At 45.1% G+C, this 18715-nt stretch carries 16 protein-coding genes; 4 read left to right on the top strand and 12 right to left on the bottom strand.

Features of this window, described 5'->3' with window-relative positions; all coding sequences use genetic code 11:
- Nucleotides 1–243 precede the first annotated feature (243 nt).
- Nucleotides 244–756 carry an Hsp20/alpha crystallin family protein gene (locus RMO55_RS03680; RefSeq protein WP_310423684.1) on the bottom strand — a complete coding sequence of 171 codons (513 nt, stop codon included), beginning with the start codon at nt 754–756 and terminating at the stop codon, nt 244–246.
- Between the two features lie 205 nt (nt 757–961).
- Here RMO55_RS03680 and RMO55_RS03685 point away from each other — a divergent pair, with 205 nt between their 5' ends.
- Nucleotides 962–2935, top strand: a complete 1974-nt coding sequence (locus tag RMO55_RS03685) for a response regulator (RefSeq protein WP_310423687.1) — start codon at nt 962–964, stop codon at nt 2933–2935.
- 107 nt (nt 2936–3042) lie between these two features.
- Here the strand turns inward: RMO55_RS03685 and RMO55_RS03690 are convergent, their stop codons facing one another.
- From RMO55_RS03690 to RMO55_RS03720, 7 genes are all read right to left on the bottom strand, one after another.
- Nucleotides 3043–3954 (bottom strand): cation diffusion facilitator family transporter, encoded by a 912-nt coding sequence (locus RMO55_RS03690; RefSeq protein WP_310423690.1) that lies wholly within the window; start codon nt 3952–3954, stop codon nt 3043–3045.
- 28 nt (nt 3955–3982) lie between these two features.
- Complete coding sequence (locus RMO55_RS03695) at nt 3983–5065, bottom strand: RNA-guided endonuclease InsQ/TnpB family protein (protein ID WP_396134161.1); 1083 nt, start codon at nt 5063–5065, stop codon at nt 3983–3985.
- Nucleotides 4986–5627 (bottom strand): IS607 family transposase, encoded by a 642-nt coding sequence (locus RMO55_RS03700; RefSeq protein WP_310423695.1) that lies wholly within the window; start codon nt 5625–5627, stop codon nt 4986–4988. The genes RMO55_RS03695 and RMO55_RS03700 overlap by 80 nt, the downstream gene beginning before the upstream one ends.
- A 100-nt stretch (nt 5628–5727) precedes the next feature.
- Entirely contained in the window at nt 5728–6723 is a 996-nt protein-coding gene (locus RMO55_RS03705) for a glycosyltransferase (protein ID WP_310423698.1), read from the bottom strand.
- A gap of 210 nt (nt 6724–6933) precedes the next feature.
- Nucleotides 6934–7959: an agmatinase family protein gene (locus RMO55_RS03710; RefSeq protein ID WP_310423701.1), complete on the bottom strand. Its 1026-nt coding sequence runs from the start codon at nt 7957–7959 to the stop codon at nt 6934–6936.
- A 24-nt stretch (nt 7960–7983) separates the two neighbouring features.
- Nucleotides 7984–8337: a hypothetical protein gene (locus RMO55_RS03715; protein WP_310423704.1), complete on the bottom strand. Its 354-nt coding sequence runs from the start codon at nt 8335–8337 to the stop codon at nt 7984–7986.
- A gap of 360 nt (nt 8338–8697) precedes the next feature.
- The gene (locus RMO55_RS03720; RefSeq protein WP_310423707.1) at nt 8698–9408 is read right to left on the bottom strand and encodes a TIGR02466 family protein; all 711 of its coding nucleotides are present in this window, start codon (nt 9406–9408) and stop codon (nt 8698–8700) included.
- Nucleotides 9409–9614: 206 nt separating this feature from the next.
- Here RMO55_RS03720 and RMO55_RS03725 point away from each other — a divergent pair, with 206 nt between their 5' ends.
- Nucleotides 9615–10001 carry a hypothetical protein gene (locus tag RMO55_RS03725; RefSeq protein WP_310423709.1) on the top strand — a complete coding sequence of 129 codons (387 nt, stop codon included), beginning with the start codon at nt 9615–9617 and terminating at the stop codon, nt 9999–10001.
- Nucleotides 10002–10174: 173 nt separating this feature from the next.
- Here the strand turns inward: RMO55_RS03725 and RMO55_RS03730 are convergent, their stop codons facing one another.
- From RMO55_RS03730 to RMO55_RS03745, 4 genes are all read right to left on the bottom strand, one after another.
- Nucleotides 10175–11161: an aldo/keto reductase gene (locus tag RMO55_RS03730; protein WP_310423711.1), complete on the bottom strand. Its 987-nt coding sequence runs from the start codon at nt 11159–11161 to the stop codon at nt 10175–10177.
- Nucleotides 11162–11235: 74 nt separating this feature from the next.
- Complete coding sequence (locus tag RMO55_RS03735; protein WP_310423714.1) at nt 11236–11922, bottom strand: hypothetical protein; 687 nt, start codon at nt 11920–11922, stop codon at nt 11236–11238.
- 107 nt (nt 11923–12029) lie between these two features.
- Nucleotides 12030–12710 (bottom strand): hypothetical protein, encoded by a 681-nt coding sequence (locus RMO55_RS03740; RefSeq protein WP_310423717.1) that lies wholly within the window; start codon nt 12708–12710, stop codon nt 12030–12032.
- Between the two features lie 201 nt (nt 12711–12911).
- Nucleotides 12912–15071, bottom strand: a complete 2160-nt coding sequence (locus RMO55_RS03745; protein ID WP_310423721.1) for a flotillin family protein — start codon at nt 15069–15071, stop codon at nt 12912–12914.
- Nucleotides 15072–15452: 381 nt separating this feature from the next.
- Here RMO55_RS03745 and RMO55_RS03750 point away from each other — a divergent pair, with 381 nt between their 5' ends.
- Both RMO55_RS03750 and RMO55_RS03755 read left to right on the top strand, forming a co-directional pair.
- Nucleotides 15453–16046: a LemA family protein gene (locus tag RMO55_RS03750; RefSeq protein WP_310423725.1), complete on the top strand. Its 594-nt coding sequence runs from the start codon at nt 15453–15455 to the stop codon at nt 16044–16046.
- A 478-nt stretch (nt 16047–16524) separates the two neighbouring features.
- Nucleotides 16525–18660 (top strand): M48 family metallopeptidase, encoded by a 2136-nt coding sequence (locus RMO55_RS03755; RefSeq protein ID WP_310423728.1) that lies wholly within the window; start codon nt 16525–16527, stop codon nt 18658–18660.
- Nucleotides 18661–18715: the final 55 nt, after the last annotated feature.

The following is an 18715-nucleotide window of genomic DNA, read 5'->3' on the forward strand; positions in this document are numbered from 1 at the left end:
CCGCCCCTCAAACTCCCCTGTCTTGACTCGCTGTCTTGTCGTTTTTTTATTCGGGGGTTCCCCCCGAATAAAAACGCCGCTAAACCGTCGGGGAACAAAGGCGTGCGCGAGTCGCTGCGTATGGATGGTTTGTGAGCTAGCGTGGATTCACATTCGCTCCACTTTAGGGCTTAGTTTGTATTTGCTGGACTCTAAGCAAGTATTTGCGATCTACTGAGTCTGCGTGGGTGGGCAGTGAGCTTGTCAAAGTGCAGACTTTGCATCATTAGCGGTGGTTTCAACCACTGACTGTCTGGCTGATTGGCTTGGCAAACCTTCGGGTGATAGGGAAACTTTGACTAGATTGGGCAGGGCGGGGGTGGCTTTGGGCATGGTGAGGGTGAGGAGACCTGCGACCATTGCGGCGGTTACTTGTTCGCGGTGGATGGAGGTGGGTAGGGGGATGACTCGTTTGAATTGACCGTAGTGAAATTCGGATCGAAATAGTCCTTTTGCGCTGGTTTTGTGGTGTTCTTGATGTTCGCCGGAGAGGAAGACGGCATTTTCGCTCACTTGAATATCCAATTCACCTGGTTCGATGCCAGGTAATTGGGCTTTAAGGACTAGTGCGGTTTCGGTTTCTTGCAATTCGATTGCTGGCATCCAGGGTGTGCCGTTGCTGGAACACAGGGCTAGTTGTGGTTGTTCGCGGGTCAGATCCTCAAACAATCTATCGATCTGTTGGCGCAAGTTATTAAATTGTGCAATTAATGACATAAGTATTACAACCTCTATCGACGATCGGGTTTAAGATGATAGCTTCGATCGATCCGCCGCTAATAGATCTAGATTAGAAAAATAAGTTGAGGAACTTGTGAGTAAATCTTCTAGACTTGAGTTCTTAGCAATCTGTAACTTAATATCCTTTTAAAGCGTGAATATCTGTGTCACGATCGAGATGTAGGCTTACTTCAGTTGATCCATGCGAATTCTGGTAGTTGAAGACGATCCGATTATTGCTCAACTGATCGAAACTATTCTCCAACACCACAAATATGCGGTAGATTTTGCGGCTGATGGCCAGATGGGTCTGGAGTTGAGTGACGCTTATGAATACGATGCGATCTTGCTAGATGTAAGCTTGCCCAAGAAAGATGGGATCGCGGTTTGTCAACAGATTCGATCTGGTGGTAACACGGTGCCGATTTTACTGCTGACTGGACTAAATTCTCCGGCAGATCGAGCGCGTGGTCTGGATGCTGGGGCTGATGATTATCTCGGTAAACCTTTTGATCCTGACGAATTGCTGGCCAGACTTAGGGCAATTCTTCGCCGTAGTCATCAAGCATCGACACCGATTTTGCGATGGGGTAATCTAGCTCTAGATCCGGTCAGTGCCACGGTTACCTATGGCGATAAATTGGTGGCTGTCACGCCTAAGGAGTACGCTCTACTCGAATTATTGCTTCGCAATAGTAAGCGGGTATTTAGTTGCAATGTCATCCTCGATCATTTGTGGTCTTATGATGGAACTCCTAGTGAGGAAGCGATTCGCACGCATATTAAAGGGTTGCGGCATAAGCTCAAACTGGTTGGAGCTGCGCCCGATTTGATCGAAACTGTGTATGGGATTGGTTATCGGCTCAAGCCTGTAAATTCGCCAGAGGTCAATCTTCTCAATGATACTTGGGAGAAATTCAAGGGTCAGGTTCACGAGCAGGTGGCTGTATTGGAGCGACTAGCGGTGAGATTTTTAAACCAAGATCTTCAGTCTGATTGGCAGGAAATCGGGCGCAATATTGCTCATTCTCTCAGCGGTTCGTTAGGCATGTTTGGCTTTTCGCTGAGTTCGGAATTGGCGCGTCAGATTGAAAAGTTGCTCAGTGGGCGCAAAGATTTAACTGTGGAGCAGGGACAATGGTTATTTTCGATGGTTGCAGCTTTGCAAGAGGAGTTAGATCGTCCGGTTTCGTTGCCCGATCTTTATTGTTTTGAGCCAGATAATGCGACCGATATTTTATTAGTATCCTCAGATCTAGAGCTAGATCGATCGATCCAATCGATTTCGATCGATCGTCAGTGGCAGATTCAAATTGTACCAACGATCGCCGCTGCTAAGTCTCAGCTCCAGCAACATCCTACTCGTAGCATCCTCCTAGCACCAGGAATCGCCCAGAAGACGGAAGAAGTTGTCCGGTTACTAGTGGAGGTCGGTAAGCATATACCTGCTGTACCAGTGATTTTGCTGGCAGATACACCTGCCTTGCATCCAGAAATCGACCTGTTTGGGACTTGTATTAGTATCTGTCCGACTAGTCCCGCTGAGATCGTATTATCGATCGAGGAGGCTATCGCCCAAGTAGAATCAACTCAGACTCATATCTTCATCGTTGATGATGATTTGAAGATTCTGGCAATTTTACGCGCACTATTAGTCCCCTGGGGCTTCAGAATCACGACTTTAGCAGACCCTGAACAGTTCTGGACAATTTTGCCTAAAGCCAATCCCGATTTATTAATTTTAGATGTAGAAATGCCGACGATGAGCGGTTTAGATCTGTGTCAGTCTGTGCGGCATCGAGCGGAATGGTCGCAGTTACCGATTATTTTTCTCACGGCTCATTTGGAACCGAGTTTGATTCAACAAGTATTTGCAATTGGAGCTGATGATTTTGTCACGAAACCCGTAGTTGGGCCAGAAATTATTTCGCGGATTACTAATTTAATGGAACGTCAGCAGGTGCAACGATTGAAAGCTGCCGAGCGACAGAGAGTTGAAGACACTCAAACACAACTATCTAATCAAGCTCAAATCCAAGCTACACTGATGTCGATCGAACAGTTGCTCCAAGCAGATAGTAACATTCAGGCTCTAAGAAGTCAGGTTTTAGCGCGAGTCAATCAATTGCGCCAACTGCTCAATATAGGCTTATGTGATCGGGAGCCTCCTCTCTAACTCCTCGATTCTCCCAACTCCCACACTTCGCCTCCTCTCCGTGCAAGCCTCCAAACTCCCAACACTTCGACTACGCTCAGTGCAGGCTCCCAACTCTTAACTCCCAATCAACTTAATTTCACATCATCCCAAGAGATCGGATCTTCCGCAGGTTCTAGATGGGTGGTGACATCGGTACCTGGTAACGCTAGTGAGATCGCCTGTTCGATCGATTCGCACAGATCGTGACCCCGCTGTACTGTCCATGCACCTGGAACTAATACATGAAATGAGACAAAGCGATCTGTCCCCGCTACCCGCGTTCGCATCGCATGGAACTGGATGCCCTGGCTTTCGTATTCACTCATAATTAGCAAAATCTCTTGGTGTTCAGCTTCCGGAATCGCGGCATCGAGTAAACCAGCCCCAGTTTCTCGTAGCAGTTTGACTCCCGCCCAAACAATATTTGCCGCGACTAGGAGGGCGACAATCGGATCTAAGACATCCCAGCCCGTGATACTTACCAGTCCAATTCCTACGACTACACCTATAGATGTCCAGACATCGGTGAGCAAATGATGAGCATCTGCCCTGATGGCGATCGATCGCAGTCTACGGCTAGCTTGGAGCAAAATCCAAGCAACTCCACCATTAATCGCGGTTGCTACTAATGCTAATCCTAAACCCAATCCCGCCTGCTCGATCGGTTGAGGATGGAAAAGACGTTGCCCTGCGGCAACAGCAATACTCCCAGCCGCAACCAAAATCAAGACTCCTTCCAATGCACTAGAGAAATACTCAGCTTTGGAATGACCGAAAGTATGTTCGATATCCGGTGGTTTGGAGGCGTATGATAATGCCCAAAAAGCCGCAAGTGCCGCTACTAAGTTGACGATCGATTCAAAGGCATCAGATAATAAACCAACAGATCCAGTCAGAAAATAAGCTCCGAATTTAAGTGCGATCGTCATTACAGCGGCAATGATCGATAAAGCCGCATAGGATCGAGCTGAGGGGAGAGGTTTGGCAGATAAATTCATCCTTTTATTTTAGACTGATAGTTTTAAGTTAACAAAAGCTAACAGATGCAACCTTCTTGCGAAGATCGGGACTATCCACCAATGCCTTCAGAAAAATTCCTCTGGCTCCATTTAGATCTCGATCTACCGTCACACCATTTGATGTGATAGTTTTTCGAGATCCGATATTAATTATTTCACCTGTCCAACTTGCAGTTTTGCTAGTATACTCTTCCGTTACCACTTTAACCTCACAACTATTTTCCACAGCTTTGTTCATCAATCTTTGACGGAATTGATAATGAGAACAAGTCATCATTGCTCTAGCTGTTTTAGTTCTAATCTTTCTAGTCGCCTTCTTGCTAACCATTTGACTAGTTTCAAAAGCGGGGATTAGAATAGTTGAGAAGTTTTTAGTTAAAAAGTTAGCAGCTTGAAAGTGTAGCTCTGAGACAAGATTCTTTATTTTAATCCGAACCTTTGCGGCTGGTTTCCATAACTTTCTCGACATCAGGTTATCTAAATGTTGGCATAATCGGTAAATTCTACCAATACATTTAGAACCAATCTCACCACAAGAGGATGGAGAATAGTAAGTTTGGAATGTTCTAACTCCTGGGTCTAAAGCCACCATCTCAACTGGGCGGGTCACCCGACCAGTGCCTTGATTATCGGCTGAATGGAGGATTGTTCTATAGGGGACATTCAAGTGATATTGACCGTTAACTAGAGTTAGAGAGGCATCGCATATATTTTCTGGTAATTGTTCGGATAGTTTAAGAAAACCTAGTTTAGTTTTATACAAGCCGTTTTGGTAGCTTGATACTGAAAATTTAATTATCTGATTATCTTTGCGAGAGCGAAACTTCATCGAGAAGGGTTTACCAGATCTCTTAGCTTTTGCTTTTTGAGATTTGACTGCATCATGAGCATCTTTAATAGCAGCTTGCCGGATTAACGAAGGACAGAAACTAGACCACTCAGGCAAAGAGTAATAGATCTCTTTCTTATTCTTCATAAAGTTAGCAACAGTTCCGTCCGTATTTAAGAAGTCAATTGATTTGTTGTAAGCTACTCTGGAGATCCCGAACCACTGCGCTAAGATGCCCCTCTGCGCTGTCGTCGGGAACACTCGAATCTTTTTGCACCTTGTTATTTGTATACCTTCTTTGACCGTAAAGTCGGCAACTAAAGATGTGGATGATAGCAAGGAGATCTTCGGTGAGTTCTCTTTTTGGGTCTGATATCGACTGATTGAGAACCACGAGTTGACTACCGCCGGATTGTAAGACCCACTCGATAAGTTCGACTCCAAATCTTGCAAGGCGGTCTTTGTGGGCAACCACAATTGTGAGCTTATCGCCAGACATTGCGCGTCCCAGTAGGGCTTTAAGCCCTTTGCGTTTGTAGTTGAGTCCGCTGGCAATATCAGTAATAATCTCTGCTTGGGGGTAAAGTCCCCGCATATAAGCGATCTGACTATCAAGATCTGCACGCTGTTTACTTGAAGAAACTCGACAATAGCAAACAGTAATAGGAAGTTTTGACTTCCCTGTGTAGCTAGCGATGTTATAAAGGCGTTGACCGCCTGGTGTTTTGATAGCTTCAATCGTGCCATTGTCCGCAAATCTTCTAAGTGTGTTGGGGTGCAGACCTAATAGTTCGACCGCTTTGTTCAATTTGACAAACGACATATTAGATATTTGTTGTCTACACTTACCATTATCGTAGATTTAGTTAGTTTTTGAAATCTTTAGTTAACTATCTGATGATTAATACTAGCTGTTGATATCTTTACCGCTTGAGCTTTTTTTGAATACTTTTGAACACTCTTAATATTTTTAGCTGTAGAATCCGCTGATAATTGAGTGCTGCAATATCGGAACTAACTGGACTAACGCGATCGAAAAAATGATTGAGTTCAGTTAAGATTACCTGGAGACGAGAAATAATATTCGCTGTTCTATACTCGGCGACAATCGATTCAATGTCATTAACTGGTGGATCAGCTTTAATTATATCTAAAATGCGCTCGACATCGTAAGCGGTACTAAATCCAGCAATTTTATGACAGTTAAATCCCGGATCTAAATAATCTGATAATCCATGATTGACACTGGAAAATACCTGACAGCCACAGGACATCGCTTCTAATGGTTGTAGTCCAAATCCCTCTGTTACGCCCTGAGCTGCCCAATACTCGGCGGAGTCGTATAAATAAACATGCGATCGATTGAATAAATCCGCTAAACTATCGACAAACCCATCGATAATTTCGACGTGACAATGAGGCTGTAAAGCGGGAATTAATTGCTTTAATAAATAGTCAGAAGATTTGCGCGCATGAACTAATACATCGATCGTTCTTGACTGTTGACGATCGACGAATTCATCCGAAATTTGATTGGGCAAATAATATAATAGCGAGTGCGGCGATCTCTGTCCCCAATAGCCAAGTGTATTGCGACTGACACAGACAATCGGGATCTGTGCGGGGAGTCGAAAGCCATACTCGGCACTATGAGCATGGTAAATTGTCGGATAACCGCGTAGACGACTGACTAGTTTGGGGACATCAAACCCCCAACTCACGACAAAAATTGTGTCTGGCTGCGGGGAGGTTTGCAAAATGTCATCTAAGAATAGCTTGTCTGGCTCGCGTTGGCGATAGGTAACAATTTCGGCAGGACAGATTTGTTTGACTAGCTCGATCGTTTTCAGTTCAGCCCATAAGCCTCCGCAGTTGAATTTTTTGGTAGTTCCTGGCAGGAGAAATAAGAGTTTTCGCATAAAATTGAGAGCCTAGTGGAGATTGTACCAACGCTTTGAGAATAAACTACTATAGCTAGTTTTGCGCCGTCACAGGAAATTCAAGCCGATGTGCCAGGATTAGCACCGGAAAAAGTAGAATCTTTAGTTATTCACCCGATCGAGAGTACGATTAATAGTATGCCTAATTCAGGATACCAGAAGAATAAAAAATAGACCAAATATTGTTTTTTACAAACCCATTAAGTTGACTAGTTTATAAACAATTCTTGCTCCAACATTTCCATCCCATTCAGCATTTCCCACCTCACAAACATCAAACCCAATTATTTCTCTACCGCTGCGAATAACTTCGCGACATAAGCAAAAAGCTTGCTCTAATTCTAAACCCCCAGGAACCGGAGTACCTGTATGAGGACAAAGTTTGGGATCTAGTCCATCGACATCAAAACTAATATAAACTTGCTGGGGTAAAGTGGCGATCGCATCTTGACAAATACTTGCCCAAGTTGTGCCTGAATATAGTTGTTGCTTGACTAACGAATCATAGTAGCCAACTACTCTACCTTGAGATCGATCGATCGTATCTATTTCTACTTGAGATACATCACGGATTCCCACCTGTACTAGTTTAGAAATCTGGGGGATTTTCAGGGCATTAAACATAATCGATGCATGGGAAAACTCGAAGCCTTCATAAGCATCCCGCAAGTCTGCATGAGCGTCGATATGGAGAATTCCAAAATCGGGATAATGATTAGCTAAAGCTTGCATATAGCCTAATGGCACACTATGATCGCCGCCAATTACACCGACTTTCTTACCGTCCGCAATCGCAGTCTGAGTCCGATCGAATAACCAGCGATTTAGATCTGCACCAGCTTGATTTATCTCGGCTAATATCGTCGTCAAATCCGGTTCTACAGTTAGAGATTCGCCCCGTTCTAATCGATCGATAATTAGAGCAGCTTGTTGCCGATAATAGTCATTCTTTGTCAATAAATCTAGATCGATCGGGGGCATATATATCCCCGCTTGCCAACCTTGGGGATTGTCAAAATCGTATAAATCTAATTGGGTTGAAGCATCGAGAATCTGTTGCGGTGCGGCGGCTGTGCCTGGATTATAAGAAACAGTCACTTCCCAGGGCACACCAAAGATAATTGTCTGTGCTGACGCATAATCAAATGGTAAACCGCACAAGTTACCATTGACCCGTCCCACATCACTAGGATCGTAATTATCCAAATTATTCATCGATCCACTATCCACAATCAATTATCAACTAACCTGAGACATTATCCGCAGTTGGCGGAGCGATCGAATACAAGCAGGGCAATCACAGCCAAACATGGCAGCCGCAGCATCACTTTCTTCATCATTAAAATTGATGAAAGCATCAGGATCTTTAGCTTCAGCCTGTGCTCTAGCAATCAGCACCGATCGCGGCGTACTACCTTTACCTATTTGTGAAGATTTAACACAAATAAGTCGAGCATGAGTATCGACACAAAATTCACCTGGCTTTAACTGGCTTTTGCCCGCAGCCAGTGCTGGTTCGGTCGCTGTCACGAAGGGTAAAATTGTCGTCAGAACGGTAGGTGCCGCCAGAAATAATAGTAAAAATCTTTTCATAATTTAATTAATCTTAAAGTTTTGATGCTACTTAATCCTGCACACTAACCGATCGATGCGAGTTTCGTCAACCGCGATCTTTCCGAACAAATATGTCTATTTAGTAAAGTTTCAGCCAAGATCCGCAAATTTTGGTATACAGATTCTATAATTGACCGCATTTACTTTACTTAATGTTCCCACTCACCCACATTTTGCACCAGCGGCTCGCGCACGCTGGCGCAAAAAGATGAGGTACTCTCGCTTTGTTTCTAGCAGCCCGCCCTCAGAACCCAAAAATTGCTTTCGTAAGGTGCATTACGCTGCCGATAACACACCTTACAGGCTATCCACTCATTACTCTAGATATTTAATTTGACACTAGGAAGGGACTAACTTAAATTTTTGCCACTGACTTGGTGGTGGTGTCAAAAACTCATAAGCACCTGCAGCATTAGCAGTTGCCGTCAGCACGATATCAAATGATAATGAGACTCGGAGATCCTCCGTCTCATTCATCGTTACCGCATGACGTTGCTTGGCTGGAAATAATAATAATCGCCCTTCCACAGGCACATAAGCCGCTTGAAGCTGATTGAGATAGTTATCTTCATCGACAATATCCGTATTCTCACTACCCAAACCTGGACTCACCTCATTTACTCGCGCATCGTTAAAAAACACCAATCGTCCAGGATCGTAAGTGTTTTCTGGTGGTACCTGAATATAATAAACAGCACTAATGTGGGCAGTATTATGACAATGAGCACCAATTTCTTGTTCTGTCCGCGAGACGATCGGCCATGCTCGCTGAATATATAGATCGACCTTAGTTAAATCTACACCCAGCTCTAGTAAATAGATCGCTGTATGCCGCTCTACTTGCTCCACAATCCACGCAAAATCGGGATTGGTATGAATTTGCTCTACACCATGTAAATCCCCCGTCCAAGCCATCTCAGGATAGTTACGGCGTTCTGCTCCATCTCGCTCTAGTTGCAGCACCGCAGTTACTAACGCCTGCTGATATTTTGGGGCATCTGGCAGATCGTCATAGTAAATTGCGAGTGGAAATAAAGTCTCGATCGGCATAAAAGTATGAGGAAGATTCGCTCAATAGATAGTCAGAAACTCTGTGGCGAAGTTTCTTTGAATAAATAGGTTACATCAAAATGCTGGAACTTACAGCGTAAAAAGTGCATCCATAGAATGAATTTAGATTTCATTATTTAGAGAGACAATCTATGCGACTCGTTCCATTCGCAGTATCTTACACCATTACAGCTATGACAATAGCGATGGTTTCTATTCCTGTTATCGCTCAAGATCGACAATGGCTCGGCTTTGGCGAAGTTGTCAATGGCGAACAACTTCGATTAGATCTGGCTAGTGTCCAATCGGGAACGATGCCAGTTAATGACAAAATTAATATGGAAGGGCGAGATGGCAGTGAGACGGATAAAATTCCCATGCGGAAGATAGTTTTGTTTACCTACAATATCGGCGGACGGGAAAGACATGGCTATACGACATCTTGCAATGGCAAAAATCTTGCTGCGAATCCAAGTTGGCGGACGGCTACGAACTATATAGACTATTGGCCACAGTACTTTTCGGTTAAAGCCGATAGTCCAGTTAGTAAAAAGATGTTGAAACAAGTTTGTGTTGTGAATGCATCTAAATAGCGATCTCAGCAGGTATTACTTATCTCGATCGATTTAGCTGGAATGCGAAATATTATCGATCGGGTGCGAAGATTTAGATGTCGAACGAACCGGCCCAACCCCACCAGCAACAATCGATTATTCTTGAGACGGGGTTGGAAAATTTGGAATTGCTGGGGGATTTTGGTGGATTTCTACAGATTTACCATTTGCATCAATGCGGTGGGATATCGATCGCCTGATGCGGCTCCTTTTGGCATAATGGCATCGATAAGATCGAGTTCATCAGCAGTTAATTCAATCTCTAATGCACCCAAATTTTCCAGCAAGTAGGAAACGCGCTTAGTACCAGGAATCGGTACGATATCCTCGCCTTGTTTTAATAACCACGCGATCGCTAGTTGAGCGGGTGTACAATTCTTTTGATGAGCTAATTCTCGGACTCGATCGACTAAATCTAAATTACGCTCAAAGTTCTCGCCTTGAAATCTGGGAGACATCCGCCGCCAGTCATTTGGTTCTAGATCGTCGAAAGTTTTAATTTCTCCAGTCAGAAAACCTCGCCCCAGAGGACTCCAGGGGACAAATCCAATTTTCAATTCGCGACAAGTGGCTAGAATTTCAGCCTCGACATCGCGGCTCCAGAGTGAATACTCGCTTTGCAATGCCGAAATGGGGTAAACCGCATGAGCGCGCCGGATCGTCGCTCCAGATGCCTCTGATAGACCTAAGCATCGCACTTTACCTTCTTGGACTAGCTCCGCCATCGTGCCAATTGTCTCTTCGATCGGGGTAGTCGGATCGACTCGATGTTGATAGTAGAGATCGATCGTGTCTATGCCCAATCGTTTTAAACTAGCTTCACAAGCCGATCTCACGTACTCTGGACGACCGTTGACGGGGATTGTGTACCCCCCTTTACTGATGTCACTCAAGCCGAACTTAGTGGCGATAATTACCTGCTCGCGACGATCTTTAATGGCTTTACCGATTAATATTTCATTATGCCCAGATCCATAGGCATCAGCGGTATCTAAAAATGTTACCCCAAGATCGATCGCCTTGTGGATGGTCGCGATCGCTTCTGCTTCGTCTGCCGCGCCATAAACACCTGACATACCCATGCAGCCCAACCCCAGGGCTGAAACTACCAATTCTCCGCCGAGTGTCCGAGCTTGCATCTTCCGATTTCCTGTAAGTCCTTTATTCAATATAGCGGTAGTGCCCAAAATATAGGGCAATAAAGATCGGATGGCTATTCTATATTTGTTTCGTGATAGACACTCATGCCAATTTCCCAGGCTTGGTTCAGGAGTGTTCCATATTCAGCTAATTGGGGTTGTTGGGCTAAGTTTTGAAGATTGATGAGATTATGTGCGATCGAGATTGTTAAGGCAGATGAATTAGGATATTGACGGAAATATAGATCGATTTTTAATGCTGCGATCAAATTTTGCCGAGTTTGACTGAGAATCTCCATTATGCTAGGAGTCTGAGCTGGTTCGCATGAGTGGTTTGTTAAGTGAGCTAACTTTTCTAGGGTCGCAATTGACTGGACGATTTGATTGTACTGCTCGATTTGTTCGACTAGTTGTAGCAATCTTTTCAATCGTTTGCCTCGCTGAAATATCCACCAATTAATTCCCGCTAAAATAGCTAGTGTGGTGGTGCCATCAACCCAGGCTAATTGGGTTAATCGTTGAAGTTGAGATTGGGGTGGTCGATAGATATTTAATCCTCGATCGATCGGTAACATCATTGCAGCAAAGATGATGCCCGTCCCAATAATTTGGATCGAGATCGTCTGGATTAATTTATGTGGTTTGCGCCAGACATCGGTCCTCCAGGTAAATCCTACCATGAGCTGTCCGATCTCCTGTTGGCCGATCGATTCCACTGTCGATCTTGGAATAATTAATTCATTAAATTTTTCATTCACCATACATTCGATCCGATCTCCTTTGCTCTATCAAACCCAATTCAGTGCTTAATTAAACTATCAACTTTTCGATGCCGCTCAGTTCAATCAATTCATCACTTTCAACTAACTCAAAAGCCGATCCTATGGATAGATTCCCAGATTGCAGTAAAGAAACTACCTTCCCTGGGACGAAATAATTCAAAGCTGCTACCAGTGCCAAAAAATGGTCTGAGCGTCCAACCTAATTGAGTCCCGACAAATCCATACAGAGCCAACCAAAACTTGAGAATATTTTTTCTAATCTTGACATTCCCAGCTTGTTCTTCTGCTTCAGTTGGTTTCATCGTGCGGTAGAGAAATGATACACCCAATGTTCCCGTCAGCGCAAAAATTCCGACATTTAATAGCAGGAAGAAAAATTTATCATTAACAGTTAATAAGAAAAACAATGAAATTGGTGCAAAGCCACATAATAAGACTGCAATTACAGTAATCGCTGACAAGAGATAAGCCCAATGTTGTCGAATAGTACTACGAGAACCAAAGAAAGCATTGAAAATATAGAGCGTCGGAAAACAAACCATCAACGTAATAAGATATAACGCCGGAAGTTTGACTGCTGAAGAAATAATTTGGATCGGCGTATGACTATTCGTTGCACCGATAATTGCTCCATAAACTGCAAAGCAACTAAAACTGGTGAAGAGCAGTGAGACAATTTTGCTATTGAGTTTCTCACTATTGTGAATTTCGTCGATGAAGCTAAATCGATCTCTGAGCAGGTAAATCAGCGTATTCGTACTTTCCATAACCGTTGGTGCTTGTGACGTGATAATTGATACAGTTCTATTCCGAATGATTCCGGCAACCTTAGTCTAATTCACTCTAGCTATACCTTTGGACGGAAAAAATCGGCACTTAAAGTCGGGAAAAGTTGGATCTTAGGTTAAAACAGATCCCCGACTTCTCGAAGAAGTCGGGGATCTTGTAATGCGATTGATACAATAAATTTATCCGACTGGGGGTGGTTGACGGTTTTCTGTCGCCGAGTCTGGGTTAACACGTTTCACCCTTAAATTATCGGTAACATTGACGGTTCCCCGTGCGAAATTATTAGTCAGTGCTGGTGGATTTTCTAATGTCACGGTGGGAATCAAATCGTTATTAGTCGCTGTCGGTTCTGGAGGAGTCGTTTCCCCATTAACCTGATGTCCGGTTTGATTCCAGAGGATCATTGATAATAATCCATCGACTAAACCATTGCCACCACCACTATTACCGCCAACCATCACATCGGGAATTAATCGAACGTGTCGATCGCCGATAATTTGCATTAGTTGCATGGCAGTATAGCTTTGTCCGCCCAGCGCGGCAACACCTGCTTGATAGGTTTCAGCTTTAGCTGTACCTGTGGCGCGAATCCCTTCGGCTTCGCCAATAGCGCGGAGTTTAATCGATTCGGCTTCCCCTGTCGCTTTCTGAATTTGCGCACTGGCTTGAAGTTCGGCGATTTTGACGCTTTGCTCGGATTTAACCATTTCTTGTTGAATATCAGCGAGTGCGGTTTCGCGAACGAGTTGTTGGCGTTGGGTTTGCGCCATTTTTTGGACTTCGTAGGTTTTTTCTTGCTCCTGGGCAATTTTGCGATCTGTTTGGGTTTGCATCAGGGATGCGGGGGGTTGGATGTCGCCGATGAGAGTATCGATCGCGTTGACATCATAATTGTGTAAAGCTTGGCGAATATATTCGGCGGCTTCGAGTTGGCGTTCCGATCGAGCCGTTAAGAAGTCGAGTACGGTACAATTTTGGGCAGAGTTGCGGAAATAGTTACCGATGGTGGGTTCGAGTACATGATCTACCAAGTTTTGCATCGAACCGACGCGGGAGATTACTTTCGGCGCGTTATTTGCGGCGACGTGGATGATTTGGGCAATTTCCAGGGCGAACGAAAATCCATCTCTCGATCGAACATTCAGCGATTCGAGTTTAGCATCATAACTATGACGTTCTGTCCGTGCCGACCAGTTTAAAACGATATTCGTCGTCGGGACTAGTTCCACCTTCATAATCTGAATATTCAGCGGATGTTTACCAGGATAAAGCGGTTCTATCCATACACCTTTATGTCCAGGTGCGACGAGATTTCCGTGGGTAAAACTCGCACCACTGATATCTACTTGAGCTTTCCCCACATAAGAAATTACCACGCCCACATACCCGATCGGAATTTCCGTCATTGGAATTTGTTGCACTTGCACAAACCAGGGATTGAGATTCCACGAGCCAGATAGCAGAATTTGCTCCTGTAAACCTCTACTACCCCCAGCATTCAGGAATTTCTGGACATTCTGAAAATTATTATGACCTTCGATTACCGCGCCAGCAATTTCTCCAGGCGTAATCGGAATCCCATCGAGAGTCGTCACAATCCCCACCTTATCCGCACTTACCTGATATACACGCAACTGAGCGGGAGACATCTCATGTTGCTCCGCATTTGATGCCATAATCACCTTGAATAGGGCAGTATTGATCCGATAGGTACCAGCAGTCAAAAATCCTAATTGCCGCCCCTTCTCGCCGCCCTGAGTGAGGAATTTCCGCGCATCTTGGAAGTTATCGCAGTTGACGATCGTCCCCAAAATCCGCTCAGAGGGAATGGAAGCTCCATCCGCTGCTACAATTAGAGCAATTTCACTCTGAGCAACGACGACTACCTGTTCCTTCTTCACTCCATATTGCCACGGCCAATAACCCCAATGCCAGCCAGGAGCAAGGGTATCAGCTTGTAATCCAGCCTCGCCATTGAGGGCAATTAGTCGATCGGGTGATAAGCCTTTCCCCGACATGGTAAATTTTTTAACGACAACCCCCACTTCGCGCTCGCCGATGATGACTAAACCGCCGAAGAATAGTGGAATAGCAACGATCGTCCCACCAATAACGAGGAGGATAATTAAACCACTGAGATCGGCTAAGACTACCTTGCTAATTACGGGCGCGTCTTGCCTAGTGACGACTGGTGATGACTGACGGCTAAGATTAGCTTCGGTCCTAGGATTTGCACTAACTCGATCGATCGAGCCTGCTAAAGCGATCATTGTGGCAATGGCTGCTGTTGATAGAATTAAAGACTGAGATTGCGCGAAAACTTTTCGTAAACTGTGCATATAGGTTGCCTCGATCGGGCAATTAATCTCTACACTATCACTTCAATCTCGATTTACTCGATTTCCTAAACTTGTCTTAAATGTTTGGGCTTGTCACGCTCGACATCTGCCAGAATTATAATGGACGCACCATCCAATCAGACGCTTTGACAGTCACCAAGTAGATCTTTTTGTGCGTTACACTCCGATATTTGTTCACATTGGTTTATTTTTCGCCTGTGGCACAACTTCAATTAATGCTCTCAGTGCCTGATTAACTGACTCTGGAGTAGTAAAAACTTTAGCCACATCCTTCTCTTTCCAGCAACACTATTGAAATCTTGTCGTTTCGATCGATCTATCTGGGTACTCTAACCTTGAGTAGTTATCGATCGAGATCTTATGGGACTTATTATCTTCATCATCGTGCTAGGGGCAATAATCGCCTATATTTGCGTTGATGGTTACAATCGACTCGTCACCCAACGCAACCGTTATAAAAATGCTTACGCTCAAATTAATGTGCAATTGCAACGGCGTTACGATTTGATTCCCAATCTGCTGGAAACTGCCAAAGGATACCTCTCCCACGAGCGGGAAACCCTAGAAGCTGTCATTTCAGCGCGGAATATTGCTATCGATGCTAGTGGTAGAGCTGCGCGAGATCCTGGTGCGCCTGCTGCGATGCAAAACCTAAGTCAGGCGGAAGGTGTCCTCACGGGTGCTTTAGGTAGATTATTCGCGGTAAGTGAGTCTTATCCAAATCTCAAAGCCGACAGTACGATGATGCAGCTCATGGAAGAACTCACTTCCACCGAAAATCGGGTTGGTTTTGCCCGTCAAGCTTTTAATGATGCTGTCACGCTCTACAACACGACTAGAGAAGCTTTCCCCAGTAATTTAGTCGCCAATCAATTTGGGTTTATCTCCGCCGAACTCCTCGCTGATGTTGCCGTAGAACATGAAGTTCGCATGGCTCCACGGGTGGCGTTTTAGGGAATAGGGGGAGAACCCACCCCAGCATCTCCGATAGACTATGGCGGAGATGGTGCTACCCCCAACCCCCCCTTATAAAGCAGGGTGGATTAATTGTCAGGGAATAAGATCTATAACCTTGTTACTTAGTCTTTACCCACCCACGACTAAAGTGCTGCTGGGCGGGTGACCCGCCCATTGGGCTACTAGTAAAAGTCCACTTAAGTGGACTTTTACTAGTAGCCCGTGATTGATCTACGGGGCGGTTGAGGACGAAGAACTAGGGTTTCAAATATTCTCCGCTGACAACTAATCCACCCTGCCAACCCCCCTTATAAAGGGGGCTTTTACCCCCTCCCCTTTCCAAGGGGAGGGCTGGGGTGGGGTAAAGATCTACGCAGTAACTCAAGATGGGCAGGGGGCGCGAGTTGGTAGATTGAGTAGATCGAGACAAAACCCTCCAATCTAGGTTTAAAAAAATTGAGGTGCAGAAGCGAATATGAATTTTTTCGAGCAACAGGATCGATCGAGACGCGCTACGCGGACATTGATAGGATTATTTACAGCAGCGGTAATGTTTACTTGTATCTGCATCTACTTTGCCGTGATGCTGACAATTAACACGACTTCCCTCAAATGGGCAATATTTGGAGACCGAATCCTCTGTCAACCGATCGTACCAGTTAGTTCGACCATTCATCCCCGCGCGATCGATACTCAAATCTCGATTCCATTCTTATCATCGGCAAATAGTCAGGATTATCAACTCAAAGGTGGTAGTCGCAGTAGCGGTGTTTCCCGCCTTGGCAATAGCCCGAATCATAACTATCGGGATCGGGATACGTCTCGCCCTTACCCCGACAGTCATAACTACAATTCCAATCGCACTACCTATTATCATTCAACCGATCGTCATAATTCGATCGCCAATTCTCACCCCAATTGTCGTCCTCTGGCAATTTGGTGGGATGTACGGGTGTTTTTCTGGACGCTCATCGGTACGGCTAGTCTGATGGGGCTACCGAGTTGGTGGAAAATTAATCAACTACGGGCTGGTGGTGCGGTAATTGCTGCCGAATTGGGCGGGCGCAGAGTATTTCCAGAAAATGCCACACCCGCAGAACAACAATTATTAAATATAGTCGAAGAAATGGCGATCGCGGCGACAATAGCCGTACCGCCAGTGTATTTATTAGCCGATGAAGAAGGGATTAACGCTTTTGCAGCGGGGTTTACGATTAATGATGCAGTAATTGGCGTGACGCAGGGGAGTTTAGAGCAACTTACCCGCGATGAATTGCAAGGGGTCATTGCCCACGAATTCAGTCATATTCTCAATGGCGATATGGCGATGAATATCCGGCTGATGGGGATGTTGCACGGCATTTTATGCTTGCATTTGACCGGAAGACTGCTCAGTTATGCGGGGTGGAGTCGCGATAATCCCTTCTTTGTTTTTGGAATGTTGCTCAGAACGATTGGGTTTTCGGGGTTCATATCGGGGCGATTGATTCAGAGTGCGATTTCTCGTCAGCGGGAATTTCTCGCTGATGCTTCGGCGGTGCAATTTACCCGCAATCCCGATGGAATTGGTAGTGCATTAGCAAAAATTGGCGGTTTTAGTTCGCAGATCGACTCGCCCTATGCCGAAACTACCAGTCATATGTTTTTTAGCCCAGCACTCAACTTCAGTTGGTTTGAGAGCTTATTTGCCACCCATCCACCCCTGGCACAACGCATTCAAATCGTGCGGGGAGCGGGCCAAAAATTGGGGACTAGAATAGTCGTTAATGGCCAAATTGTGCCAGAATTTAATCCCATCGCTAGTTTCTCCAGTCCAGAAACTACGAATTTTGTCACCACTGATTCAACCGATATAGAGGAAGAAGATCCGATGGACAGAACACATGCAGCTTCCCCTATTGGCGAGTATGGCGTGCTTGCCTATATCTACGCATTACTGCTAGATGCAGATCGAGCTACAGCACAATTAAACTATCTCGCTCAAGTAGAAGAACCCGCAGTCATCGACCAAATCGAGAAAATGCGATCGGCTGTAGAGATTTTACCACCACCACAACGATTAGCTAGTCTCGATCGACAGGCTGCCAAAATTCGCGGTACTGTGCATGTCCCCCGCTTGCTCCAATGCGCCTACGGGATGGTCGATACTCTCCCTCCCAATAATTGGCATACAGCGATTGTCTATTTGATTCTCTACCATCGACTCGCACCTACCGCAGGTACACCCCAGGAAATATACCACTCGATCGAGGATGTTTGGTCCGAAATTATTAATATTTTAGGCACCGTCGCCCGCTTGACTAGCGCACGACCTCAAGATATCAACTATAGTTTTGAAGCTGGATTAATGCGACTGCCGACCGGTCGTGCTAATCGTTCAGAACTGCCCCCAGAAATCAATTGGCGAGAATTTCAGACCGATTTGTCAAAAATAGCTGTCGCCACTGTCAAGGTCAAAAAAGTCCTCATTGCGGCATGTCTAGAAATCTGGGCGACCCAACGTCAAATTCCCGCAGATGGTGCCGATCTGATGTTAACGATCTCGATCTTACTCGATTGTCCGATTCCACCACTACTCGATCGAGCTTCTTCTCGCCAACGCACTATGTAAGTTGAAAGTTGACGATCGAGTCGCAAATACTACTGAGATCGATCAAAATGGATAG

The organism is Chamaesiphon sp. VAR_48_metabat_135_sub (assembly GCF_031418915.1).
Lineage (GTDB): Bacteria > Cyanobacteriota > Cyanobacteriia > Cyanobacteriales > Chamaesiphonaceae > Chamaesiphon.